The sequence below is a fragment of the Pseudomonas sp. USHLN015 genome (genome assembly GCF_037153275.1).
Taxonomy (GTDB): domain Bacteria; phylum Pseudomonadota; class Gammaproteobacteria; order Pseudomonadales; family Pseudomonadaceae; genus Metapseudomonas; species Metapseudomonas tohonis.
This window is the reverse complement of the sequence record NZ_JBBCKP010000006.1, coordinates 117890-141010: the sequence shown is the minus strand read 5'-3', so window position 1 is coordinate 141010 and position 23121 is coordinate 117890. Positions and strand designations below refer to the sequence as shown.

Below are 23121 nucleotides of genomic sequence, written 5' to 3'. Positions count from 1 at the left end.
GGGCGGCGAAGGCCCGCGCTCAATGCGCGCGGTTCAGTCTTCCACCCGCACCACGCGCACGGGGTAGCCGAGGCGATCGGCGAAGGCGGCGAGGAAGGCGCGATCGAAGCCGGCCTCGGTGCAGCCATTGAAGATGAACGCCAGGTTGGAGAAGCCACAGGGCTGGAGGAAGAGGAAGCCGTTGATGTCGTCCTCGAAGCCACATTCGGGGCAGGTGAAGTTGTCGGTCTCGCCCGGCCACCAGTTCTCCAGGCTTTCGAACAGCGGCTCGCCGATCTCGCGGCGGCAGTCCGGGCAGCCGGCCTCGCCGAGAAAACCGCGCGCAGGGGTATAGATGCAGCGCTTGTCGACGATCTCCAGGCCGGTGCGTGGCTGGCCCAGGGGCACGTGCCCGGGGTGTTCGGCGACCTTGCGGGCCCCCGGCGCGAGGGCGTGGACCATGCGGTTGCCGCCGCGAGCGAAGGCACTGGGCAGGGCTTCGACCACGTCCTGGCGGACCAGCCAGCGCAGCATGCGGCCTGCCAGGGCGTGATGGCCGGGCACGCTGGAGATCTGCGGGACGAGGATCAGCTGACGGGTTTCCACGGGGTGCTCCGATGGATCGGGGGCCGCGCAGCTTAACCGTCGGCCTGCCGCCGTCAACCTCGAGGCGACGGATCGGCTTCGCCCAGTTGCAGGCGGAAGTGTTCCACCAGGCCCAGGCTCAGGGGGCTATCGCCATGGCGCCAGGCCAGGGCCACCTCGCTGTCGCAATCGGCCTCGGCCAGGGCCAGGAAGCGCACCCCGGCCGGGGCGATGGCGCGCATCGAGGCCGGTACCAGGGCGACGCCGATACCGGCTTCGATCAGCTGCAGCTGGCTGGTCTTGCGCGATACGGCGCGGGCCGCGCGGGGGAAGAAGCCCTGGCGCAGGCACAGCTCGGCGGCGCGGTAGCTCAGGCCGCCGCGCTGCATGTGCGGCACCGAGACGAAGGGTTCGTCCGCCAGGCGGGCGAGGGCGACCGGGCGTTCCTCGGCGGCCAGCGGATGGTCGGCGGCGACGGCGATCAGCAGGGCTTCGCGGTACAGCGGCTGCAGGGCGAGGCCGGGGTACTGGCGCAGCACCGGCAGGCGCAGCAGGCAGACATCCAGGCGGCCTTCCTGCAGGTCGGCCAGCTGTTGCTCGGAGGATTGCTGGACGATTTCCAGGTTCACCCCCGGGTGCAGGTCCAGGTAGCTGCGCAGGGGCGCCTGCAGCGGTGCGGCCAGGGGGACCGAGCTGGAATGGCTGAGGCGCAGGGTGCCGTGCTGGCCCTGGCCGACCTGGCGGGCCAGGTTGCCGGCGGCTTCCAGGTCCTGCAGCAGCCGTTGCGCCAATGGGTGGAAGGCGCGCCCTGCCGGTGTCAGCTCGACCTGGCGGGGGCCGCGCTCCAGCAAGGGGGTGGCCAGGTGGGTCTCCAGCTCGCGCATCTGCCGGCTGAGGGCCGACTGGGCGATGAACAGGCGTTCTGCGGCACGGCTGAAGCTGCCGCTCTCGACGATCGCGATGAAGGTGCGCAGTTGTCGTAATGAGATCACGGAGGCTCCTGCCATGCTTTTTGGAGATGGGGTGAGGGCGTGGATTGTATTGGTCCCGTGCCCGCTGCGCTCGCTAGATTGGAGGCCTTCCCCTGCCGAGCGCCGTTCCATGAGTTTCGCAAGCCTGTTCGCCCTCCTGCCGTTCTCGCCGACCGACTGGTTGTTGATCGCCGGCGCCATCGCCCTGGCCTACGTGGTGTTCGGTATCGCCGGCTTCGGCACGGCGCTGGTGGCCGGGCCGCTGCTGGTGGGCAGCCTGCCCATGGCGCGGATCATCCCGCTGCTGGTGCTGCTGGATTTCGTCGCCTCCGCCGGTAGCTGGCTGTCGGCCCGGCGCGCGGTGGCCGGCACCGAGCTGCGCCGGTTGCTGCCCTGCATGGCGCTGGGCTGCGCCATCGGTGCCTACGGGCTGGTGAACCTGGATGCCGAACTGCTGATGCTGCTGTTCGGCCTGTTCGTCTGCGCCTATGCCATCTGGTCGCTGTTCCTGCAGCCGGTGCGGCAGGCTCCGATGAAGCCCTTCTGGGTGGTGCCTTTCGGCGTCTTCGGCGGCACCTTCGGGGCGCTGTTCGGCAGTGGCGGCTTCCTTTATGCGCTCTACCTGAGCGGCCGCCTGCAGGCCAAGGAGCAGATCCGGGCCACCCAGAGCGCGTTGATCGGCTGCAGCACCCTGGTGCGCCTGGGGTTGTTCGTCATCGCGGGGCTCTACGCCGACCGGCAGATCCTGCTGCTCGCCCTGTGCCTGTTGCCGGCCATGGCGCTGGGGCTGTGGACAGGGCGGCGCCTGACCCTGCGTCTCTCCCGCGAGGCCTTCGTGCGCCTGGTCACCTGGTTGGTGCTGTGCAGCGGCGTGGCGCTGGTGTGGCGTTACCTGGCGGCATGAGCGCCGCCGGCTCCCGTTGCGGGGAGCCGGCTCGCGGCAAAACCAGGCCCTGCAAAAAAAGTACCCGGGCAGCGCTCGACGGTGCTACAGCCGCATTGAGCGCGCCATCACAGCTGAGATATAATGCCGCGCTTCCAATTTTCCCGCCTGGGAGCCCCGCCATGCTGCGCATCAGCCAAGAAGCCCTCACCTTCGACGACGTACTCCTGATCCCGGGGTATTCCGAGGTCCTGCCGAAGGACGTCAGCCTCAAGACCCGCCTGACGCGCGGCATCGAACTGAACATCCCCCTGCTGTCCGCCGCGATGGACACCGTGACCGAAGCCCGCCTGGCCATCGCCATGGCGCAGGAAGGCGGCATCGGCATCATCCACAAGAACATGACCATCGAGCAGCAGGCCGCCGAGGTCCGCAAGGTGAAGAAGTTCGAGGCCGGCGTGGTCAAGGACCCGATCACCATCGAGGCCGACGCCACCGTGCGCGACCTGTTCGAGCTGACCCGCCAGCACAACATCTCCGGCGTGCCGGTGCTGTCCAACGGTGACCTGGTGGGCATCGTCACCTCCCGCGACGTGCGCTTCGAGAACCGCCTGGACGCCCGCGTCCGCGAGGTGATGACGCCGAAGGAGCGCCTCGTCACCGTCAAGGAGGGCGCCGACAAGAACACCGTCCGCGAGCTGCTGCACAAGCACCGCATCGAGAAGGTCCTGATCGTCGACGACGCCTTCAGCCTGAAGGGCATGATGACCGTCAAGGACATCGAGAAAGCCAAGGCCTACCCGCTGGCCAGCAAGGACGACCAGGGTCGCCTGCGCGTCGGCGCTGCCGTCGGTACCGGCGCCGATACCGGTGACCGCGTCACCGCGCTGGTCAACGCCGGCGTCGACGTGATCATCGTCGACACCGCCCACGGCCACTCCAAGGGCGTGATCGACCGCGTCCGCTGGGTCAAGCAGACCTTCCCCGAAGTCCAGGTGATCGGCGGCAACATCGCCACCGGCGAAGCCGCCAAGGCCCTGGCCGAAGCGGGCGCCGATGCGGTCAAGGTCGGCATCGGCCCGGGCTCCATCTGCACCACCCGCATCGTCGCCGGCGTCGGCGTGCCGCAGATCTCCGCGGTCGCCAACGTCGCCGCCGCCCTGGCCGGCACCGGCGTCCCGCTGATCGCCGACGGCGGCATCCGCTTCTCCGGCGACCTGTCCAAGGCCATCGTTGCCGGCGCCTCGGCCGTGATGATCGGCTCCATGCTGGCCGGTACCGAAGAGGCACCGGGCGAGGTCGAGCTGTTCCAGGGCCGTTCCTACAAGGCCTACCGCGGCATGGGTTCGCTGGGTGCGATGGCCCAGGCCCAGGGCTCTTCCGATCGCTACTTCCAGGACTCCTCGGCCGGTGCCGAGAAGCTCGTCCCGGAAGGCATCGAAGGCCGCGTGCCCTACAAGGGCGCCATGTCCGCGATCGTCCACCAGCTGATGGGCGGCCTGCGCGCCTCCATGGGCTACACCGGCTGCGCCACCATCGAGGAGATGCGCACCAAGCCGGAGTTCGTGCGCATCACCGGTGCCGGCATGGCCGAGTCCCATGTGCATGACGTGCAGATCACCAAAGAGGCGCCCAACTACCGCGTAGGTTAAGGGGCCGCGTAACAGGTGCTGGAAGCTGGAAGCTGGAGGACGGAAGCATGACTTTCGCCCTGCACTTCCAGCTTCTGGCTTTCAGCTTCAAGCTCTTTCCGAAGGAAAGCTCATGGCTAATCAAGATATCCACGCCCACCGCATCCTGATCCTCGACTTCGGCTCCCAGTACACCCAGCTGATCGCCCGCCGCGTGCGCGAGATCGGCGTGTATTGCGAGATCCACCCGTTCGACATGGAAAACGATGCCATCCGCGCCTTCGCGCCGAAGGGCATCATCCTCGCCGGCGGCCCGGAGTCGGTGCACGAGGCCAACAGCCCGCGCGCCCCGCAGGCGGTGTTCGATCTCGACGTCCCGCTGTTCGGCATCTGCTACGGCATGCAGACCATGGCCGAGCAGCTCGGCGGCAAGGTCCAGGGTTCCGACCTGCGTGAATTCGGCTACGCCCGTGTCGACGTGGTCGGCAAGGCCCGCCTGCTTGACGGCATCGAAGATCACGTCGACGCTGACGGCGTGCTCGGCCTCGATGTGTGGATGAGCCACGGCGACAAGGTCACCGCCATGCCCGAGGGTTTCCACATCCTCGCCAGCACCCCGAGCTGCCCGATCGCCGCCATGGCCGATGACAGCCGCGCCTACTACGGCGTGCAGTTCCACCCGGAAGTGACCCACACCAAGCAGGGCGGTCGCATCCTCTCCCGCTTCGTGCTGGAGATCTGCGGCTGCGAAGCCCTGTGGACCCCCTCCAATATCGTCAACGACGCCATCGCCACCGTGCGCGCCCAGGTGGGCAGCAACAAGGTGCTGCTGGGCCTGTCCGGCGGTGTCGACTCCTCCGTGGTCGCGGCCCTGCTGCACAAGGCCATCGGCGACCAGCTGACCTGCGTCTTCGTCGACAACGGCCTGCTGCGCCTGCACGAGGGTGACCAGGTGATGGCCATGTTCGCCGAGAACATGGGCGTCAAGGTGATCCGCGCCAACGCCGAGGAACTGTTCCTGGGCCGCCTGGCCGGTGTCTCCGACCCGGAAGAGAAGCGCAAGATCATCGGTCGCACCTTCATCCAGGTGTTCGACGAGGAAGCCACCAAGCTCAAGGACGTGAAGTTCCTCGCCCAGGGCACCATCTACCCCGACGTGATCGAGTCGGCTGGCGCCAAGACCGGCAAGGCCCACGTGATCAAGTCCCACCACAACGTCGGCGGCCTGCCGGAAGACATGCAGTTCGAGCTGGTCGAGCCGCTGCGCGAGCTGTTCAAGGACGAGGTGCGCAAGATCGGCCTCGAACTGGGCCTGCCCTACGACATGGTCTACCGCCACCCGTTCCCGGGCCCGGGCCTGGGCGTGCGCATCCTCGGCGAGGTGAAGAAGGAGTACGCCGACCTGCTGCGCCGCGCAGACCACATCTTCATCGAGGAGCTGCGTGCCTTCGACTGGTACCACAAGACCAGCCAGGCCTTCGTGGTGTTCCAGCCGGTGAAATCGGTCGGCGTGGTCGGTGACGGCCGTCGCTACGCCTGGGTCGTCGCCCTGCGTGCCGTGGAAACCATCGACTTCATGACCGCGCGCTGGGCGCACCTGCCCTACGAGCTGCTGGAGAAGGTCTCCAACCGCATCATCAACGAGATCGAAGGCATCTCCCGCGTCACCTACGACGTGTCGAGCAAGCCACCGGCGACCATCGAGTGGGAATGACGGCGCGCGCCTGAAGGCAAGCGTCGGAGGCGCGGACCGCATGCGGTCCGCGCCTTTTTCATATCTGCCCCGGCTTCCTCTCATCTGCCGCAGCAACCTGTCGCAGCCTTTTCTTGAGAATGAAGCGCAGTTGGTCCGTATAATCGTTTCCGATTATTGCTGAGTTGATAGGAGTGGCTTATGTCGGCACGTCTCGTAACTGCGTTGGCCCGCGCCTGCTGCGCGGGTGTTCTGTCCCTCGGCCTGCTGCTGCCCATGGTGGCCCGGGCCGACGACGCAGTGACCCTGACTCTGTACAACGGGCAGCACGAAGCGACCGGCAAGGCCGTCGCCGAGGCCTTCACCAAAGCCACCGGCATCCAGGTGCGCATCCGCAAGGGCGGTGGTGGCCAGTTGGCCAACCAGATCGCCGAGGAAGGCGAGCGCTCGCCCGCCGACATCATCTACACCGAAGAGGCGCCGCCGCTGATCAAGCTGGCGGGCCAGGGCCTGCTGGCCAAGGTGGACGACAGCGCCCTGAAGCAGGTCGAGCCGCAGTTCGCCGACCCCGCCGGCAACTGGATCGGCGTCACCTCGCGCGTGCGCGTGCTGGCCTACAACCCCGAGGAGCTGGGCGACCAGCCCCTGCCGCAGAGCGTGCTCGAGGTGGCCGACCCTGAGTGGAGCGGCAAGATCGCCTTCGTGCCCAGCAGCGGTGAGTTCCTCGGCCAGGTGGCCGCGATCATCAAGCTCCAGGGCCGCGAGAAGGCCGAGGAGTGGTTGACCGGCCTCAAGGCCTTCGGCTCCACCTACACCAACAACGTCATCGCCATGAAGGCGGTGGAGAATGGCGAAGTCGCCGCCGCACTGATCAACAGCTACTACTGGATGGCCCTGAAGAAGGAGAAGGGCGAGCTCAAGAGCAAGCTGCACTACTTCGCCGACGGCGATGCCGGTGGCCTGGCCAGCGTGTCCGGCGTGGCGGTGGTGAAGGCCAGCAAGCACCCGAAGGAGGCCCAGCAGTTCGTCGCCTTCATGCTCAGCGAAGAGGGCCAGAAGGCCATCCTCAGCCAGTCCGCCGAGTACCCGGTGAACCAGAAGGTGCCGGCCGACCCGCTGCTCAAGCCCTATGACCAGCTGCGCCCGCCCAAGCTCACCGCCGCCGACATCGGCCTGGCCGAGGACGCCCTGGAACTGGAGCGCGAGGTCGGGCTGAACTGATGCAATCCGAAGTCCTGGACCCGGCCCTGGCGGCCTCCACGTCGAAACCCTTCGGCCGCCGTCGCCGCACCCCGCCCATCTGGCTGCAGGTGCCGGTCCTGGCTTTGCTGCTGGTCGCCGCGCTGCCCCTGTTCTACGTCGCCGTGCGCAGCTGGGAATCCGGCTGGCACACCGCCTGGCAGCTGCTGTGGCGCCCCTTCGTGTTCCACCTGCTGGCCAACACCATGAAACTGATGGTGCTGGTGACCGCCGGTTGCGTGCTGCTCGGCCTGGCCCTGGCCTGGCTGGTGGAACGCAGCGACCTGCGCTGGCGTCGCCAGTGGAACGTGCTGCTGTGCCTGCCGTTCGCGATCCCGGCCTTCGTCGCCGGCTTCTCGTGGATTTCCATCAGCCCGGTGTTCGAAGGCCTCGGCGGCACGGCGCTGGTGATGATCCTGTCCAAGTACCCGTTGATCTACCTGCCGGTGGTGGCGACCCTGCGTAACCTCGACCCGGCGCTGGAGGAGTCCGCGCGCATGCTCGGCTACACCCGGCGCCAGGTGTTCTGGCGGGTCACCCTGCCGCTGTTGCGCCCGACCCTGATGGGCACCGGGCTGCTGGTGGCGCTGCACATGCTGGTGGAATTCGGCGCGCCGTCGATCATGCGCTACCAGACCTTCACCACGGCCATCTACCAGCAGTTCGAGCTGGAATTCAGCAACGCCAACGCGGCGATGCTCTCGGCGCTGCTGCTGGCCCTGTGCATGCTGATGATGGGCATGGAGCTGCGCCTGCGCGGGCGCGGTTTCGCCCGTACCGGGCAAGGCGTGGCGCGGCGTACCGCGCCGGTGCGCCTGGGCCTGTGGGACTGGCCGATCCAGGCGCTGCTGGTGGTGCTGGTAGTGGTCGGCTCGGGCACGCCGCTGGCCATGCTCGGCTTCTGGATCCACGAGGGCAGCTCGGCCGCTTTCCCGCTGATGGATATCCTGCGCACCCTGGGTTCGTCGCTCTACCTGTCCTTCGGCGGCGCGCTGATCAGTTGCCTGCTGGCATTGCCGGTGGGGCTGGTGGTGGTGCGCTACCACGGGCGCCTCGCGCGCCTGGCCGAGCGCCTGCCTTTCCTGTTGCACGCATTGCCGGGGCTGGTGATCGCGCTGTCCCTGGTGTTCTTCGCCCTGGGTTATGCGCCGGCGCTCTACCAGACCACGCTGCTGCTGCTGGTGGCCTATGCCCTGCTGTTCATGCCCATGGCCCAGTCGCCGATCCGCGTGGCGCTGGAGAAAGCCTCGCCGCAGCTGGAGGAGGCCGCGCGCACCCTTGGGCAGACGCCGCTCAGGGCCTTCTTCCGGGTGACCCTGCCGATCATCTTCCCGGCCATCGGTGCCGGCTTCGTGCTGGTGTTCCTCGACTGCATGAAGGAGCTGACGGCCACCCTGATCCTCGGCCCCACCGGCCTGGACACCCTGGCCACCGCCGTGTGGTCGCACACCGCCAACCTGGAGTACGCCGCCGCCGCGCCCTATGCCGCGCTGATCGTGCTGGTGTCCGGGCTGCCGGTGTACCTGCTGACCACCCGCGCCTACCTGGGGCGCAACCGCTAGGCGGCTGTGGCATCTGGCCACGGCCCGGCGCTGCCCTGATGCAAGGGGGCTGTGCCAGAATGTGCCACCCGTGAGCCGGCCCATGCAGGCCGGCCCTTCCTGTCGCCGCAGAGCGACAACGCACCGCCTGATGGCCCCGCGAAGCATTACTCACAGGAGCCTGGATTCCGTGTCATTCACCCGCAGACAGATTCTCGGCGGCCTGGTCGGCCTCGGCGTGGTCGGCCTCGGCGCCGGCGGCACCCGCTACTGGCTGGGCCGCAACCTCGATGCCAAGACCCACGACTACGAGCTGATCGCCGCGCCGCTGGACCTCGAACTGGTGTCCGGCCACGTCACCCCGGCCTGGGCCTACGGCGGCCAGGCGCCGGGCGTGGAGCTGCGTTCACGCCAGGGCGACTGGCTGCGCGTGCGCTTCATCAACAAGCTCGACGAGCCCACCACCATCCACTGGCACGGCATCCGCCTGCCCCTGGAGATGGACGGCGTGCCCTATGTCTCGCAGCTGCCGGTGCTGCCGGGCGAATACTTCGACTACCGCTTCCGCACCGATGACGCCGGCAGCTTCTGGTACCACCCGCACCTGTCCAGCGCCGAGCAGCTGGGGCGCGGCCTGGTCGGCCCGTTGATCGTCGAGGAGCGCGAGCCCAGCGGCTTCCGTCACGAGCGCGTGCTCAGCCTGAAGACCTGGCACGTGGACGAGGAGGGCGCCTTCACCCAGTTCAGCGTGCCCCGCGAGGCGGCTCGCGAAGGCACCCGTGGGCGCCTGACCACCATCAACGGCACGCCGGCACCGACCCTGGAGCTGCCCGCCGGGCAGGTGGTGCGCCTGCGCGTGCTGAACCTCGACAGCACCATCACCTACCGGCTGAACATGCCGGGCGCGGAGGTGCGCATCTATTCCCTGGACGGCCACCCCATCGCACCGCGCGAGCTGGGCAAGGAGTACTGGCTCGGCCCGGGCATGCGCATCGAGCTGGCGCTCAAGGTGCCCGCCGCCGGCCAGGAACTACCGCTGCGCAACGGGCCGCTGCGCCTGGCGACGCTCAAGAGCGTGGCGAGCCAGGAGCCGGCCGGCGACTGGCCGCCCGCGCTGCCGGCCAACCCGGTGCCGGAGCCGGACCTGGAGAAGGCCGAGACCCTCAGCTTCAAGTTCGAGTGGGCGGCGACCCTGACCAGCGCCGCCGGCCGGCCGAGCAACTACTGGCAGATCAACGGCAAGGCCTGGGACATCCAGGACAAGACCTGCGCCGATCGCCCCATCGCCACGTTGAAGAAGGGCGGCCACTACATCTTCGAGCTGCGCAACATGGCCCAGTACCTGCACCCGATCCACCTGCACGGCATGGCTTTCAAGGTGATCGGCTCGGACCGCAAGGACATCGTCCCCTACTTCACCGACACCTACCTGCTGGGCAAGAACGAGACCGCGCGCATCGCCCTGGTGGCCGATAACCCCGGCGTGTGGATGTTCCACTGCCACGTCATCGACCACATGGAGACCGGCCTGATGGCCGCGATCGAGGTGGCCTGAGATGCGCCAGCCGATGATCGTCGACCGCAGCCGTGACGAGGACTTCATGCGCGAGGCCCTGGCGCTCGCCGCAGAGGGCGCGGCCCTGGGCGAGGTGCCGGTCGGCGCGGTGCTGGTGCAGGACGGCCGGGTGATCGGGCGCGGTTTCAACTGCCCGATCTCACGGCACGACCCCAGTGCCCACGCCGAGATGGTCGCCATCCGAGATGCGGCGCTGGCGCTGGAAAACTACCGGCTGGTGGGCAGTACGCTGTACGTGACCCTGGAGCCCTGCAGCATGTGCGCCGGGCTCATCGTCCATTCACGCGTGGCGCGCGTGGTCTATGGCGCCACCGAGCCCAAGGCGGGCGTGGCGATCAGCCGGGGCCAGTTCTTCACCCAGGACTTCCTCAACCACCGGGTGCTGGTGGAGGGCGGGGTGCTGGCGGGGGAGTGCGGCGCGATCCTCAGCGAGTTCTTCAGGGCGCGGCGTTCGCTGAAGGGCTGAAGGACGGGTCGTGCGCTTTCAGAGCGGCGGGGTGTCTTCGCTGGGTTTGCGCTTGTCGATGCCGGGGACGTGCAGGTTGCTCTCGGCCACCTGCGAGCCTTCCATCTGCGGCTGGGTCACCCAGGTGAGGATGTCGTAGTAGCGGCGGATGTTCTGCACGAAGTGCACGGTCTCGCCGCCACGGGCATAGCCGTAGCGGGTCTTGCGGTACCACTGTTTCTGCGACAGGCGCGGCAGCATCTGCTTCACGTCCAGCCACTTGTTCGGGTTCAGGCCCTCGGCCTCGGCCAGCTTGCGCGCGTCCCCCAGGTGGGCGATGCCGATGTTGTAGGCGGCCAGGGCGAACCAGGTGCGGTCCGGCTCCACCAGCTCATCGGCCAGCCCCTGCTTGATCATGCCGAAGTACTTGCTGCCGCCGACGATGCTCTGCTTGGGGTCCAGGCGGTTGGCCACGCCCATGGCCTTGGCGGTGTCCTGGGTCAGCATCATCAGGCCGCGCACGCCGGTCTTGGAGGTGGCGGTCGGTTGCCAGAGGGATTCCTGGTAGCCGATGGCGGCCAGCAGGCGCCAGTCCACCTGGTTGTCCTGGGAGGCCTGGCGGAAGTGCTGCTCGTACTTGGGCAGGCGCTGCTGCAGGTGCTTGGCGAAGGTGTAGGCGCCGACGTAGCCGAGCACGTCGACATGGCCGTAGTAGCGATCCTTGAGGCGCTGCAGGGTGCCGTTTTCCTTGGCCTTGTCGAGGAAGCCGTTGACCTCGTCGAGCAGGCTGTCGTCCTCGCCGGGCGCGACGGCCCAGGCCAGGTTGCTGGCATCGCCCAGGTCGAAGGCGACGCGCACGTTGGGGAAGTACACCTGGTTCATCGCCAGCTCGTTGGAGTCCACCAGGGTCAGGTCGATCTGCCCTTCGTCGACCATGCGCAGCAGGTCGACGATCTCCACTTCGTCGGATTCCTCGTACTTCAGCTCCGGGTACTGCACCTTGAGCGCGGCCAGTTGCTCGGCATGGCTGCTGCCCTTGAGCACCAGGATGCGCTGGCCGACGAGGTCTTCCGGGCGGGTGGGGCGGCGCTCGCCATTGCGGTAGATGACCTGCGGCGTGACTTCCAGGTACGGGTGGGAGAAGCGCGACTCGTGCTGGCGCGCATCGCTGGCGACGAGGCCGGCGGCGGCGAGCACCGGGCCATTGGCCTGGCCGAGGCGGGCGAAGAGGTCGTCGAGGTTGTCGGCCGTCTCGATCTGCAGCTCGACGCCCAGGTCGTCGGCGAAGCGTTTCACCAGTTCGTACTCGAAGCCGGTTTCGCCGTTGCGGTCCTGGAAATAGGTGGCCGGGCTGTTGCGGGTGACCACGCGTAGCACACCCTCCTCCTGAATGCGCTCGAGGGTGGACGGCTGTTTGCAGCCTCCGAGCAGCAGGAGGATTCCGGTCGCCAATAGCCAGAAGGCACGACGCTTGCGGAACACGGGTGGGGTGAACATCGGCGCAGTATACGCAAACCCCGATCCTTGCCATATCTCGACAGTGGAAATCTTCTCTGCTAGCTGCAGGCCCCCGGGGGTGGGCGTTTGCGGCCGGTGCGCGCTCGCCCTGCCGCTCCTCGGAAGGCCGCTTCGAGCGGTACGGCACGGGTGCCGGAACCAGGCGCTTTGCGCTAGAATGCACGGCCTCTAAGCACACCCCTTCCCAGAGGCTGTCCAGAAGATGTTGATCCTGCGCGGTGCCCCCGCCCTTTCCGCCTTTCGCCACGGCAAACTGCTCGAGCAACTGACCCAGAAGGTTCCCGCCGTCACCGGTCTTTACGCCGAGTTCGCCCACTTTGCCGAAGTCACCGGCGTTCTTACCGCCGACGAGGAAAAGGTCCTGGCGCGCCTGCTCAAGTACGGGCCCAGCGTCCCGGTGCAGGAGCCGTCCGGCCGCCTGTTCCTGGTGCTGCCGCGCTTGGGCACCATCTCGCCCTGGTCGAGCAAGGCCACCGACATCGCCCGCAACTGCGGCCTGGCCAAGATCGAGCGCATCGAGCGCGGCATCGCCTACTACGTCGCCGGCCAGTTCTCCGACGCCGAGGCGCAACTGATCGCCAGCGCGCTGCATGACCGCATGACCCAACTGGTGCTGGGCGCCCTGGAAGAGGCCTCGGGCCTGTTCAGCCACGCGCAGCCCAAGGCGCTGACCGTGGTCGACATCCTCGGCGGCGGCCGCGATGCCCTGGCCCGCGCCAACGTCGAGCTGGGCCTGGCCCTGGCCGACGACGAGATCGACTACCTGGTGAAGAGCTTCAACGAGATGGGGCGCAACCCCCATGACGTCGAGCTGATGATGTTCGCCCAGGCCAACTCCGAGCACTGCCGCCACAAGATCTTCAACGCCAGCTGGGACATCGACGGCCAGGCGCAGGAGAAGAGCCTGTTCGGCATGATCAAGAACACCTACGAGATGAACCGCGAAGGCGTGCTGTCCGCCTACAAGGACAACGCGTCGGTCATCGAGGGCTTCACCGCCGGGCGCTTCTTCCCCAACCCGGAAACCCGCCAGTACGGCGCGACCGAGGAGCCGGTGCACATCCTGATGAAGGTGGAGACCCACAACCACCCGACCGCCATCGCTCCCTTCCCCGGTGCTTCCACCGGCTCCGGCGGCGAGATCCGCGACGAAGGTGCCACCGGCCGGGGCGCCAAGCCCAAGGCGGGCCTGACCGGCTTCACCGTCTCCAACCTGCAGATCCCCGGATTCGAGCAGCCCTGGGAGAAGCCCTATGGCAAGCCCGAGCGCATCGTCACCGCGCTGGACATCATGATCGAGGGCCCGCTGGGCGGCGCCGCGTTCAACAACGAGTTCGGCCGTCCCGCGCTGAACGGCTACTTCCGTACCTTCGAACAGGCCATCGACACCCCCCACGGTGAAGAAGTGCGCGGCTACCACAAGCCGATCATGCTCGCCGGCGGCATGGGCAACATCCGCGCCGAGCACGTGCAGAAAGGCGAGATCTCGGTCGGCGCCAAGCTGATCGTCCTCGGTGGCCCGGCCATGCTCATCGGCCTGGGCGGTGGTGCCGCTTCCTCCATGGCCACCGGTGCCAGTTCCGCCGACCTGGACTTCGCCTCCGTGCAGCGCGACAACCCGGAAATGGAGCGCCGTTGCCAGGAAGTGATCGACCGCTGCTGGCAGCTGGGTGCCGAGAACCCCATCAAGTTCATCCATGACGTGGGTGCCGGCGGCATTTCCAACGCCCTGCCGGAACTGATCAACGACGGTGGCCGCGGCGGCCGTTTCGAACTGCGCGCCGTGCCCAACGACGAGCCGGGCATGAGCCCGCTGGAAATCTGGTGCAACGAGTCCCAGGAACGCTACGTGATGTCGGTGGACGCCGCCGACTTCGAGCGCTTCAAGGCCATCTGCGAACGCGAGCGCTGCCCCTTCGCGGTGGTCGGCGAGGCCATCGAGGAGCCGCACCTGACCGTCGCCGACAGCCACTTCGGCAACAAGCCGGTGGACATGCCGCTCAACGTCCTGCTGGGCAAGCCGCCGCGCATGCACCGCAGCGTGACCCGCGAAGCCGAGCAGGGCGATGACTTCGACGCCGCCCGTGTCGACATGGCCGACGCGGTCAGCCGTGTGCTGCACCACCCGGCCGTGGCCAGCAAGAGCTTCCTGATCACCATCGGCGACCGCACCATCACCGGCCTCGTGGCTCGCGACCAGATGGTCGGCCCGTGGCAGGTACCGGTGGCCGACTGCGCCGTCACCGCCACCAGCTTCGACGTCTACACCGGCGAGGCGATGGCCATGGGCGAGCGCACCCCGCTGGCCCTGCTGGACGCCCCGGCCTCGGGCCGCATGGCGGTCGGCGAGACCATCACCAACCTGGCGGCGGCACGCATCGAGAAGATTTCCGACATCCGCCTGTCCGCCAACTGGATGGCCGCCGCTGGCCACCCGGGCGAGGACGCGCGCCTGTACGACACGGTCAAGGCCGTGGGCATGGAGCTGTGCCCGGCGCTGGGCATCACCATCCCGGTGGGCAAGGACTCCATGTCCATGAAGACCCGCTGGCAGGACGAGGGCGTGGACAAGTCCGTGACCTCGCCGCTGTCCCTGGTGATCTCCGGCTTCGCCCCGGTGCAGGACGTACGCCGCACCCTCAACCCGCAACTGCGCCTGGACAAGGGCGAGACCGACCTGATCCTGGTCGACCTTGGCCGTGGCCAGAACCGCATGGGCGGCTCGATCCTCGCCCAGACCTACGCCAAGCTCGGCCAGGCCGTTCCGGACGTCGACGATGCCGAAGACCTCAAGGCCTTCTTCGCCGTGATCCAGGGCCTGAACCAGGACGGCCTGCTGCTGGCCTACCACGACCGTTCCGACGGCGGCCTGCTGACCACCGTGCTGGAAATGGCCTTCGCCGGTCATTGCGGTCTCGACCTGCAACTCGATGCCCTGGCCGATTCCGCCGACGAGCTGGCGGCCGTGCTGTTCAACGAAGAGCTGGGTGCGGTCATCCAGGTCCAGCAGGGCGCCACCGCGGAAGTGCTGGCCCAGTTCAGCGCCGCCGGCCTGGGCGACTGCGTGGCCGTCATCGGCCAGCCGGTCAATGGTGCCGATGTCGCCATCGCCTTCAACGGCGAGCCGGTGTTCGCCGGTGAGCGCCGCATGCTGCAGCGCCAGTGGACCGAGACCAGCTACCAGATCCAGCGCCTGCGCGACAACGCCGCCTGTGCCGACCAGGAGTTCGACGTCCTGCTGGACGAAGACAACCCCGGCCTGTCGGTGAAGCTCAGCTTCGATGTCAACCAGGACATCGCCGCTCCCTATATAAAGAAGGGCGCGCGTCCCAAGGTCGCCGTGCTGCGTGAGCAGGGCGTCAACGGCCAGGTCGAGATGGCGGCCGCCTTCGACCGTGCCGGCTTCGCCGCCATCGATGTGCACATGAGCGACATCCTCGCCGGCCGCGTCAGCCTGGAAGAGTTCAAGGGCCTGGTGGCCTGCGGCGGCTTCTCCTACGGCGACGTGCTCGGTGCCGGTGAGGGCTGGGCCAAGTCGGTGCTGTTCAACGCCCGTGCCCGTGACGGCTTCCAGGCCTTCTTCGAGCGCAAGGACAGCTTCGCCCTCGGCGTGTGCAACGGTTGCCAGATGATGTCCAACCTGCACGAGCTGATCCCGGGCAGCGAGTTCTGGCCGCACTTCGTGCGCAACCGCTCCGAGCAGTTCGAGGCCCGCGTGGCCATGGTCCAGGTGCAGGAGTCGGCGTCGATCTTCCTGCGCGGCATGGCCGGCTCGCGCATGCCCATCGCCATCGCCCACGGCGAAGGCCATGCCGAGTTCGAGAGCGAGGAAGCCCTGCTGGAAGCCGACCTGTCCGGTTGCGTGGCCATGCGCTTCGTCGACAACCACGGCAAGGTCACCGAGAGCTATCCGGCCAACCCGAACGGCTCGCCCCGTGGCATCACCGGCCTCACCAGCCGCGATGGTCGCGTGACCATCATAATGCCGCACCCGGAACGCGTGTTCCGTGCCGTGCAGAACTCCTGGCGCCCTGACGAGTGGCAGGAAGACGGCGGCTGGCTGCGCATGTTCCGCAATGCCCGCGTCTGGGTCGACTGACGACGCCGGCGAGCGCCCGCTTCCGGATACGGGGGAGGGCGCTTCGCTACCGGAGGTGCGCCGGGTCGAACCCGGCGCCACCCTCCTGCTTTGCCGCTGCGGGCACTCGCCCCGGCTTCCCGATTGCCCAGGCGACTGCCGGCAGGGCCTCTCGCTTCACATCGAACGCCAGCAACTGCTCATCCTCTGCCGCTGCGGCCTGTCGCAACGCTTGCCGTATTGCGACGGCAGCCACGCCCGCGCCGCGCCTTCGCTGAAGGACAAGTGGCGTCGGTTCTGGCAGGGCGGCTGACCGCAAGCCTGGCTCGTCCCGGCTCCATCGCGCTCCGCTCGGGGCGCTCAGGCCGGCCCCGCTTATGGCCAACTGCTCTATGGCGGCGCTGAACACTTCGACCGGTAGCCAGTCGAATGCCGGTATCGTGACGCTGGTCGCGACAAAGTATTGGCGAAGTGCCATCTTCCGATGGCATCATCTGGCCACTAGCGTCCAGCCTGTAATTGCCTGTGGAGTGATTGATGTACAAGCTGTGCTTCTACGTTCCGGAGTCCCATCTCGAGCCGGTCAAGAAAGCGGTCTTCGCGGCGGGTGGTGGCCGAATCGGTGCCTATGACAGTTGCTGCTGGCAGAGCCTGGGCCAGGGCCAGTTCCGTCCCCTGGCCGAAGCCGACCCCTTCATCGGCGAGGTGGGCCGGGTGGAGCATGTGTCCGAGTGGAAGGTGGAGATGGTCGTCGCCGACGAGCTGATCCACGATGCCGTGCGCGCCCTCAAGCAGGCGCATCCCTACGAGACGCCGGCCTATGAGGTCTGGCGCCTGTCCGACCTGGTGTTCTGAGTCGCCCACCCTCGCGGCGTGCGGGGCTGTTCCCCGCCATCCTCCCACGCGGGGAACCACTGAATGAAAAAAGGCGCCCTGGGGCGCCTTTTCATGCCTGCCGTTCGGTCCCTCAGGGGCGGATCTCGATCAGCGTGCCGTCCTTCACCAGGTTCCATATCTCGCGCATGTCGGCGTTCTTCATGGCGATGCAGCCCTCGGTCCAGTCCAGGGTGTGGAAGTACCACTCGGGGTATTCCTCGTCCAGCGGGGTGCCGTGGATCATGATCATGCCCCCGGCCGGCACACCCTTCTGGCGCGCCTGCAGGGAGTCGCGGGCATTGGGGTAGGAGATGTGCATCGCCAGGTTGTACTTGTCGCTGGTCTTGCGCCAGTCGATCCAGTAGAAGCCCTCGGGCGTGCGCTGGTCGCCTTCGCGCAATTTCGGCCCCTTGGGCTGCTTGCCCAGGGAGATGCGGTAGCTCTTGAGGATGTTGCCGCGGTTCATCAGCAACAACTTGCGCTCGGATTTGACCACCAGCACCTTGTCGATGCCCTTGCCTTCGAGGCTGGGGGCGGCGCTGGCGTGGGACAGGGAGGTAAAGCAAAAGATGAAGGCAAGGAGCAACCAGCGCATTTCTACAGCATCCCCAGAGTGTTCGAATTCGGCAGTGCGTTCAGGCTTTCTTGTAGTAGGCCAGCAAGGGTGCCAACGGCTCGTTGCGGACCGGATAGACCTGCTCGATACGGTCGGCGAAGTAGCATTCTAAGGTACGTCCGACAGTCGGAAAAGCCAGCTCGGACCAAGGGATGTCACGTTCGTGGAACAGCTTCACTTCGAGGCTTTCCTCGCCGGCGGCGAAGTCCAGGTCGACCAGCTGGGCGAGGAAGAAGGTGTAGACCTGGCTGATGTGCGGCAGGTCGAACAGGGTGTACAGCTGCAGGTCGCGTACCCGTGCGCAGGCTTCCTCGGCGGTTTCACGCGCGGCGGCCTGTTCCATGGTCTCGCCGTTCTCCATGAAGCCGGCGGGCAGGGTCCAGTAGCCCTTGCGCGGCTCGATGGCGCGGCGGCACAGCAGCACCTGCTCGCCCCAGACCGGCACGCAGCCGGCGACGATGCGCGGGTTCAGGTAATGAATGGTGTGGCATAGCTCGCAGACATGGCGCAGGCGGTTGTCGCCTTCGGGGATGCGCTGGATCACGGGGCCGCCGCACTGGCTGCAGAACTTCATCGGGAATCCTCGGGGTCGAGGGCGCAATCTTGGCGCGGCTGGGGGCCCCACGGCAAGCGGGACGGGGGCTGCGAACGTCGGCTCGGGGGTTGGGTGGCCTGCGGGTTCGTGCCATGATGCCCGGCAGAATAAAAGCCGAGAATATCCATGTTGGATGACCTGCACCGCCGCGTGCGGAGCTATTCCCCGAAGACGCTGGTGACCGACCGCTCCTTCCCCGAGGCGGCGGTGCTGGTGCCCATCACCCGCAGCGCCGAACCCGAGCTGGTGCTCACCCTGCGCGCCAGCGGCCTGTCCACCCACGGTGGCGAGGTGGCCTTCCCAGGTGGCCGTCGCGACCCCGAGGACCGCGACCTGATCCACACCGCCCTGCGCGAGGCGGAGGAGGAGATCGGCCTGCCGCCCGGCCTGGTCGAGGTCATCGGCCCGCTCAGTACCCTGGTCTCGCGCCATGGCATCCAGGTCACGCCCTACGTCGGCTTCGTGCCCGACTACGTGGAGTACAAGGCCAACGACGGCGAGATCGACTCGGTCTTCAGCGTGCCCCTGGAGTTCTTCCGCAGCGACCCGCGCGAGATGACCCACCGCATCGACTACCTCGGCCAGAGCTGGTACGTGCCCAGCTACCAGTTCGGCCAGTACAAGATCTGGGGCCTCACCGCGATCATGGTGGTGGAGCTGGTCAACCTGGTCTTCGATGCCGGCATCGAGATGCGCGAGCCGCCGGCTACCTTCGTCAAACTCAACTGAGCCCCGTTTCGAGGAGCGCCTGATGAAATACCGCCTGGGCAATGCCCGTGTCGAAACCCATCCCGAGAGCTGGATCGCCCCCGACGCAGCGGTGATCGGCAAGGTCCGCCTGGATGCCGGAGCCAGTGTCTGGTTCGGCGCCGTGCTGCGTGGTGATAACGAACTCATCCATATCGGCGAGAACAGCAACGTGCAGGACGGCACCGTCATGCACACCGACATGGGCTTCCCGCTGAACATCGGCAAAGGCGTCACCATCGGCCACAACGCCATGCTCCACGGCTGCACCGTCGGCGACTACAGCCTCATCGGCATCAACGCGGTGATCCTCAACGGTGCCAGGATCGGCAAGTACTGCATCATCGGCGCCAACGCCCTGATCCCCGAGGGCAAGGAAATCCCAGACGGCTCGCTGGTGATGGGCTCGCCCGGTAAAATAGTCCGCGAGCTGACCGAGCAGCAGAAGAAGATGCTCGAGGGCAGCGCCGCTCACTACGTGCACAACGCCCAGCGTTATGCACGGGAACTGGTCGAACAGGAAGACTGATGGAACGCGAACGCCCCGTCGCCTCGCCCTGCGTGCATGTCTGCGCGCTGGACGATGACGACATCTGCACCGGCTGCCAACGCAGCGTCGAGGAGATCACCCGCTGGGGCCGCATGGACAACACCGAGCGCCGCGAGGTGCTGGTGCGCTGCATGGAGCGCGCGCGGGCCGGTGGCCAGTTCCTGATCCAGCCCCATTGAAGAAGCCGTCGGCCCTCGGTCGCCGGCCGCGTGAATACCTTTCATCTTTCGAGGAAACACCGATGCCCCGTATTGGAACCCCGCTGTCGCCGAGCGCGACCCGTGTACTGCTTTGCGGCTCTGGCGAGCTGGGCAAGGAAGTGGTGATCGAGCTGCAGCGCCTGGGCGTCGAGGTGATCGCCGTCGATCGCTACGAGAACGCGCCGGCCATGCAGGTCGCCCATCGCAGCCACGTCATCAGCATGCTCGACGGCGAGGCCCTGCGCCGGGTCATCGAGCTGGAGAAGCCGCACTACATCGTGCCGGAGATCGAGGCCATCGCCACCGCGACCCTGGTGGAGCTGGAGGCCGAAGGCTACACCGTGATCCCCACCGCCCGCGCCGCGCAGCTGACCATGAACCGCGAGGGCATCCGCCGCCTGGCGGCCGAGGAACTGGGCCTGCCGACCTCGCCCTACCACTTCGCCGACACCTTCGAGGACTACCGCGCCGCCGTCGCCAGCGTCGGCTACCCCTGCGTGGTCAAGCCGATCATGAGTTCCTCCGGCAAGGGCCAGTCGGTGCTCAAGAGCGACGACGACCTGCAGTACGCCTGGGACTACGCCCAGGAAGGCGGCCGTGCCGGCAAGGGCCGCGTGATAGTCGAGGGCTTCATCGACTTCGAATACGAAATCACCCTGCTCACCGTGCGCCACGTCGGGGGTACCACCTTCTGCGCACCCATCGGCCACCGCCAGGTGAAGGGCGACTACCACGAGTCCTGGCAGCCCCAGGCGATGAGCCCCAAGGCCCTGGCCGAGTCCGAGCGCGTGGCCAAGGCCGTGACCGAGGCACTCGGTGGTCGCGGGCTGTTCGGCGTGGAGCTGTTCATCAAGGGGGACCAGGTATGGTTCAGCGAAGTGTCGCCGCGCCCGCACGACACCGGCCTGGTCACCCTGATCTCCCAGGAACTCTCCGAGTTCGCCCTGCACGCCCGTGCCATCCTCGGCCTGCCGATCCCGGTGATCCGCCAGTCGGGCCCGTCCGCCTCGGCGGTGATCCTGGTGGAAGGCAAGTCCACCGAGATGAGCTTCGGCAACCTCTCGGCCGCCCTCGCCGAGCCTGACACCGCTCTGCGCCTGTTCGGCAAACCGGCGGTGGATGGTCAGCGCCGCCTCGGCGTGGCCCTGGCCCGAGACGAGTCCACCGACCTGGCCCGCGCCAAGGCGACCCGCGCGGCCCAGGCCGTCGACGTCAAGCTGTGAGCCGAGGGGCCGGGTTGCTCTGGTGGGCATCGGCGCTGGCGCTGATGCCCCTGGTACTGCCCCAGGCCCTGTATACCAGGCGCACCGCCCTGCGCCTGTCTCCCGCCGCCGGTCCTGACCACGGGCTGGCGGGCGCGGACTATCCGGGCGAGCCCCTGCGCGTTTTGCTGATCGGCGAATCCACGGTTGCTGGTGTCGGTGTCTCCTGCCTGCAACTGGCATTGCCGGGGCAACTGGCGACCGCTCTTTCACAGCAGTTGCAGCGCCCCGTCGCCTGGCGTGCCTGTGGCGAGAACGGCATTACTGCGGGCGAGGCCTGCGAGCGCCTGCTGCCGCAGGTGCGGAACGAGCCCGTGGACCTGCTGCTGCTGGTCTTCGGCGTCAACGACACCACCCACTTCAGCTCCACCCGCGACTGGCGCGAGTCCCTGCGGCGGCTGGCGTCACCCTTCATCGAGCGCGGCACCCAGGTGGTGTTCGCAGCCGTCCCGCCGCTGCAGCACTTCAGCGCCTTGCCCTGGCTGCTGCGTCGCCTGCTGGGCTGGCGCGCGCGGCTGCTCGATGAGCAGGTGCGCACGCTGGCCGAGGAACTGGACGCCGAGCATTGTGCCGCGTCCATCGCCATGCAGGCGGATTTCCTGGCCATGGACGGCTACCACCCCTCGCAGCTGGGCTGTCGTGTCTGGGGCGGTTTGCTGGCAGAGTGGATCGTGCGGGCGGGGAGGGTGGGGCGGGCCGACTGCCGACTCCTCGAGGAAGCGGCAGGAGCCTGAGGTTTCAGCGCACCGCGCCGAGGTCGCCGTCGCGGGTTTCCTTGAGGCACAGCACCGCCAGCAGGCTGAGCGCCGCCGCAGCCGATACATAGCCGCCGACCCAGGAGAGCCCGCCCATGGCCACCAGCTTCTGGGCGAAGAAGGGCGCGACCGACGCCCCGACGATGCCGCCGAGGTTGTACGCCGCCGAGGCACCGGTGTAGCGCACGTGGGTGGGGAACAGCTCCGGCAGCAGCGCCCCCATCGGGGCGAAGGTCACGCCCATCAGGAACAGTTCGATGCTGAGGAACAGGGTGACCGAGAAGGTCGAGCCCTGGGTCAGCAGTGGCTGCATGGCGAAGCCGGAGAGGATCGCCAGCGAGCAGCCCACGATCAGCACCGGCCTGCGCCCGAAGCGGTCGCTCAGCCAGGCCGAGAGCGGGGTGGCCGCCGCCATGAACAGCACCGCGAAGCAGAGCATGCCGAGGAAGCTTTCGCGGCTGTAGCCGAGGCTGGCGACGCCGTGGCTGAGGGAGAACACGGTGGAGATGTAGAACAGCGCGTAGCACACCACCATCGCCAGGGCGCCGAGGACGATCGGGCGCCAGTGGCTGCCGAAGGCTTCGATCACCGGCATCTTCACCCGCTCCTGCTGGGCCATGGCCTTGGCGAAGACGGGCGTCTCCGCCAGCTTCAGGCGCACGTAGAGGCCGACCAGCACCAATACGGCGCTGAGCAGGAAGGGGATGCGCCAGCCCCAGGCGCGGAACTGCTCGTCGCTCAGGCTCAGGGCCAGGGTGAGGAACAGGCCATTGGCGGCGAGGAAGCCGATCGACGGGCCGAGTTGCGGGAACATGCCGAACCAGGCGCGCTTGCCGGGCGGGGCGTTCTCGGTGGCCAGCAGGGCTGCGCCGCCCCATTCACCGCCCAGGCCCAGGCCCTGGCCGAAGCGCAACAGGCACAGCAGGATCGGTGCCCAGGCACCGATGGCGTCGTAGCCCGGCAGTACGCCGATCAGCGTGGTGGAGGCGCCCATCAGCAGCAGCGAGGCCACCAGCGTCGACTTGCGCCCGATACGGTCGCCGAAGTGGCCGAACAGCGCCGAACCCAGTGGCCGGGCGAGGAAGGCCGAGAGCATCTGTGCGGTGCCGGATGTCTGCGGGAAGAACACCGGGCCGATCACCAGGGCCGCAGCCGTGGCGTAGATATAGAAGTCGTAGAACTCGATGGCGGTGCCGATGAAGCTGGCGGTGGCGACGCGGGCTGGCGAATTGGCCGCTGGCGCGCCTGCGCTGTCGCTCAAGGTGGCGGTGGTCATCTGTTGGTCCCCTGTCGGTCGTCGCGGCCATCACGGCCCGACGTAATCTCGTGGCTGTCGTGTTGTGCTGAGGGAAGGGGGTGATACGGCGGGTCGCCGGATCAG

At 67.7% G+C, this 23121-nt stretch carries 21 protein-coding genes; 15 read left to right on the top strand and 6 right to left on the bottom strand.

Annotation, left to right across the window (positions count from 1 at the left end):
* Nucleotides 1-33: 33 nt before the first annotated feature.
* A complete protein-coding gene (locus tag WFQ67_RS13785) occupies nucleotides 34-585 on the bottom strand; it encodes a sugar ABC transporter ATPase (protein WP_173172919.1) in 552 nt (183 codons plus the stop codon).
* A 53-nt stretch (nucleotides 586-638) separates the two neighbouring features.
* Nucleotides 639-1556, bottom strand: a complete 918-nt coding sequence (locus WFQ67_RS13780; RefSeq protein ID WP_337057198.1) for a LysR family transcriptional regulator — start codon at nucleotides 1554-1556, stop codon at nucleotides 639-641.
* A gap of 109 nt (nucleotides 1557-1665) precedes the next feature.
* Here WFQ67_RS13780 and WFQ67_RS13775 point away from each other — a divergent pair, with 109 nt between their 5' ends.
* The 7 genes from WFQ67_RS13775 (at nucleotide 1666) to tadA (ending at nucleotide 10564) form a co-directional block, all read left to right on the top strand.
* Nucleotides 1666-2439 carry a sulfite exporter TauE/SafE family protein gene (locus WFQ67_RS13775; protein WP_263151038.1) on the top strand — a complete coding sequence of 258 codons (774 nt, stop codon included), beginning with the start codon at nucleotides 1666-1668 and terminating at the stop codon, nucleotides 2437-2439.
* A 161-nt stretch (nucleotides 2440-2600) separates the two neighbouring features.
* Nucleotides 2601-4070: an IMP dehydrogenase gene (gene guaB, locus WFQ67_RS13770; RefSeq protein WP_111263549.1), complete on the top strand. Its 1470-nt coding sequence runs from the start codon at nucleotides 2601-2603 to the stop codon at nucleotides 4068-4070.
* A gap of 112 nt (nucleotides 4071-4182) precedes the next feature.
* The gene (guaA, locus tag WFQ67_RS13765; protein WP_337057197.1) at nucleotides 4183-5763 is read left to right on the top strand and encodes a glutamine-hydrolyzing GMP synthase; all 1581 of its coding nucleotides are present in this window, start codon (nucleotides 4183-4185) and stop codon (nucleotides 5761-5763) included.
* A gap of 180 nt (nucleotides 5764-5943) precedes the next feature.
* Nucleotides 5944-6963: an extracellular solute-binding protein gene (locus tag WFQ67_RS13760; RefSeq protein WP_213626109.1), complete on the top strand. Its 1020-nt coding sequence runs from the start codon at nucleotides 5944-5946 to the stop codon at nucleotides 6961-6963.
* Nucleotides 6963-8543, top strand: a complete 1581-nt coding sequence (locus tag WFQ67_RS13755) for an ABC transporter permease (protein WP_337057196.1) — start codon at nucleotides 6963-6965, stop codon at nucleotides 8541-8543. The genes WFQ67_RS13760 and WFQ67_RS13755 overlap by 1 nt, the downstream gene beginning before the upstream one ends.
* Nucleotides 8544-8712: 169 nt before the next feature.
* Nucleotides 8713-10077, top strand: a complete 1365-nt coding sequence (locus WFQ67_RS13750) for a multicopper oxidase family protein (protein WP_173172930.1) — start codon at nucleotides 8713-8715, stop codon at nucleotides 10075-10077.
* A gap of 1 nt (nucleotide 10078) precedes the next feature.
* Nucleotides 10079-10564: a tRNA adenosine(34) deaminase TadA gene (tadA, locus tag WFQ67_RS13745; RefSeq protein ID WP_213626107.1), complete on the top strand. Its 486-nt coding sequence runs from the start codon at nucleotides 10079-10081 to the stop codon at nucleotides 10562-10564.
* Nucleotides 10565-10582: 18 nt separating this feature from the next.
* Here the strand turns inward: tadA and mltF are convergent, their stop codons facing one another.
* The gene (mltF, locus tag WFQ67_RS13740; RefSeq protein WP_213626106.1) at nucleotides 10583-12040 is read right to left on the bottom strand and encodes a membrane-bound lytic murein transglycosylase MltF; all 1458 of its coding nucleotides are present in this window, start codon (nucleotides 12038-12040) and stop codon (nucleotides 10583-10585) included.
* A gap of 223 nt (nucleotides 12041-12263) precedes the next feature.
* Here mltF and purL point away from each other — a divergent pair, with 223 nt between their 5' ends.
* From purL to WFQ67_RS13725, 3 genes are all read left to right on the top strand, one after another.
* Entirely contained in the window at nucleotides 12264-16160 is a 3897-nt protein-coding gene (purL, locus tag WFQ67_RS13735) for a phosphoribosylformylglycinamidine synthase (protein ID WP_337057194.1), read from the top strand.
* On the top strand, nucleotides 16138-16452 hold the full coding sequence (locus WFQ67_RS13730) for a CDGSH iron-sulfur domain-containing protein (protein WP_213626104.1): 315 nt from the start codon (nucleotides 16138-16140) through the stop codon (nucleotides 16450-16452). The genes purL and WFQ67_RS13730 overlap by 23 nt, the downstream gene beginning before the upstream one ends.
* Before the next feature lie 224 nt (nucleotides 16453-16676).
* On the top strand, nucleotides 16677-16994 hold the full coding sequence (locus WFQ67_RS13725; protein ID WP_111263558.1) for a Nif3-like dinuclear metal center hexameric protein: 318 nt from the start codon (nucleotides 16677-16679) through the stop codon (nucleotides 16992-16994).
* Nucleotides 16995-17106: 112 nt separating this feature from the next.
* On the opposite strand, the gene WFQ67_RS13720 is transcribed toward WFQ67_RS13725, so the two are convergent.
* Nucleotides 17107-17610, bottom strand: coding sequence for a L,D-transpeptidase family protein (locus tag WFQ67_RS13720; protein WP_213626102.1), 504 nt, complete (start codon nucleotides 17608-17610; stop codon nucleotides 17107-17109).
* A 40-nt stretch (nucleotides 17611-17650) separates the two neighbouring features.
* Nucleotides 17651-18205 (bottom strand): NUDIX hydrolase, encoded by a 555-nt coding sequence (locus WFQ67_RS13715; RefSeq protein ID WP_173172942.1) that lies wholly within the window; start codon nucleotides 18203-18205, stop codon nucleotides 17651-17653.
* 147 nt (nucleotides 18206-18352) lie between these two features.
* Here WFQ67_RS13715 and WFQ67_RS13710 point away from each other — a divergent pair, with 147 nt between their 5' ends.
* The 5 genes from WFQ67_RS13710 (at nucleotide 18353) to WFQ67_RS13690 (ending at nucleotide 21719) form a co-directional block, all read left to right on the top strand.
* Nucleotides 18353-18955 carry a CoA pyrophosphatase gene (locus tag WFQ67_RS13710; RefSeq protein ID WP_173172944.1) on the top strand — a complete coding sequence of 201 codons (603 nt, stop codon included), beginning with the start codon at nucleotides 18353-18355 and terminating at the stop codon, nucleotides 18953-18955.
* Between the two features lie 22 nt (nucleotides 18956-18977).
* The gene (locus WFQ67_RS13705; RefSeq protein ID WP_173172946.1) at nucleotides 18978-19502 is read left to right on the top strand and encodes a gamma carbonic anhydrase family protein; all 525 of its coding nucleotides are present in this window, start codon (nucleotides 18978-18980) and stop codon (nucleotides 19500-19502) included.
* Nucleotides 19502-19702, top strand: a complete 201-nt coding sequence (locus WFQ67_RS13700; RefSeq protein ID WP_213626101.1) for a DUF1289 domain-containing protein — start codon at nucleotides 19502-19504, stop codon at nucleotides 19700-19702. Before WFQ67_RS13705 ends, WFQ67_RS13700 begins: the two co-directional genes overlap by 1 nt.
* A gap of 62 nt (nucleotides 19703-19764) precedes the next feature.
* Entirely contained in the window at nucleotides 19765-20946 is a 1182-nt protein-coding gene (gene purT, locus WFQ67_RS13695; RefSeq protein WP_213626100.1) for a formate-dependent phosphoribosylglycinamide formyltransferase, read from the top strand.
* Nucleotides 20943-21719, top strand: a complete 777-nt coding sequence (locus tag WFQ67_RS13690) for an SGNH/GDSL hydrolase family protein (protein WP_213626099.1) — start codon at nucleotides 20943-20945, stop codon at nucleotides 21717-21719. The genes purT and WFQ67_RS13690 overlap by 4 nt, the downstream gene beginning before the upstream one ends.
* 4 nt (nucleotides 21720-21723) lie before the next feature.
* On the opposite strand, the gene WFQ67_RS13685 is transcribed toward WFQ67_RS13690, so the two are convergent.
* Nucleotides 21724-23016, bottom strand: coding sequence for an MFS transporter (locus tag WFQ67_RS13685; protein ID WP_337057193.1), 1293 nt, complete (start codon nucleotides 23014-23016; stop codon nucleotides 21724-21726).
* Nucleotides 23017-23121 lie beyond the last annotated feature (105 nt).

What these genes read in the sequence shown, in the direction of transcription:
- WFQ67_RS13685 (WP_337057193.1), bottom strand. Translation starts at nt 23,016, where the DNA reads ATGACCACCGCCACCTTGAGCGACAGCGCAGGCGCGCCAGCGGCCAAT.
- guaA (WP_337057197.1), top strand. Translation starts at nt 4,183, where the DNA reads ATGGCTAATCAAGATATCCACGCCCACCGCATCCTGATCCTCGACTTC.
- guaB (WP_111263549.1), top strand. Translation starts at nt 2,601, where the DNA reads ATGCTGCGCATCAGCCAAGAAGCCCTCACCTTCGACGACGTACTCCTG.
- WFQ67_RS13760 (WP_213626109.1), top strand. Translation starts at nt 5,944, where the DNA reads ATGTCGGCACGTCTCGTAACTGCGTTGGCCCGCGCCTGCTGCGCGGGT.
- WFQ67_RS13730 (WP_213626104.1), top strand. Translation starts at nt 16,138, where the DNA reads ATGCCCGCGTCTGGGTCGACTGACGACGCCGGCGAGCGCCCGCTTCCG.
- WFQ67_RS13700 (WP_213626101.1), top strand. Translation starts at nt 19,502, where the DNA reads ATGGAACGCGAACGCCCCGTCGCCTCGCCCTGCGTGCATGTCTGCGCG.
- purT (WP_213626100.1), top strand. Translation starts at nt 19,765, where the DNA reads ATGCCCCGTATTGGAACCCCGCTGTCGCCGAGCGCGACCCGTGTACTG.
- WFQ67_RS13725 (WP_111263558.1), top strand. Translation starts at nt 16,677, where the DNA reads ATGTACAAGCTGTGCTTCTACGTTCCGGAGTCCCATCTCGAGCCGGTC.
- WFQ67_RS13710 (WP_173172944.1), top strand. Translation starts at nt 18,353, where the DNA reads ATGTTGGATGACCTGCACCGCCGCGTGCGGAGCTATTCCCCGAAGACG.
- tadA (WP_213626107.1), top strand. Translation starts at nt 10,079, where the DNA reads ATGCGCCAGCCGATGATCGTCGACCGCAGCCGTGACGAGGACTTCATG.
- purL (WP_337057194.1), top strand. Translation starts at nt 12,264, where the DNA reads ATGTTGATCCTGCGCGGTGCCCCCGCCCTTTCCGCCTTTCGCCACGGC.
- WFQ67_RS13775 (WP_263151038.1), top strand. Translation starts at nt 1,666, where the DNA reads ATGAGTTTCGCAAGCCTGTTCGCCCTCCTGCCGTTCTCGCCGACCGAC.
- WFQ67_RS13715 (WP_173172942.1), bottom strand. Translation starts at nt 18,205, where the DNA reads ATGAAGTTCTGCAGCCAGTGCGGCGGCCCCGTGATCCAGCGCATCCCC.
- WFQ67_RS13720 (WP_213626102.1), bottom strand. Translation starts at nt 17,610, where the DNA reads ATGCGCTGGTTGCTCCTTGCCTTCATCTTTTGCTTTACCTCCCTGTCC.
- mltF (WP_213626106.1), bottom strand. Translation starts at nt 12,040, where the DNA reads ATGTTCACCCCACCCGTGTTCCGCAAGCGTCGTGCCTTCTGGCTATTG.
- WFQ67_RS13705 (WP_173172946.1), top strand. Translation starts at nt 18,978, where the DNA reads ATGAAATACCGCCTGGGCAATGCCCGTGTCGAAACCCATCCCGAGAGC.
- WFQ67_RS13755 (WP_337057196.1), top strand. Translation starts at nt 6,963, where the DNA reads ATGCAATCCGAAGTCCTGGACCCGGCCCTGGCGGCCTCCACGTCGAAA.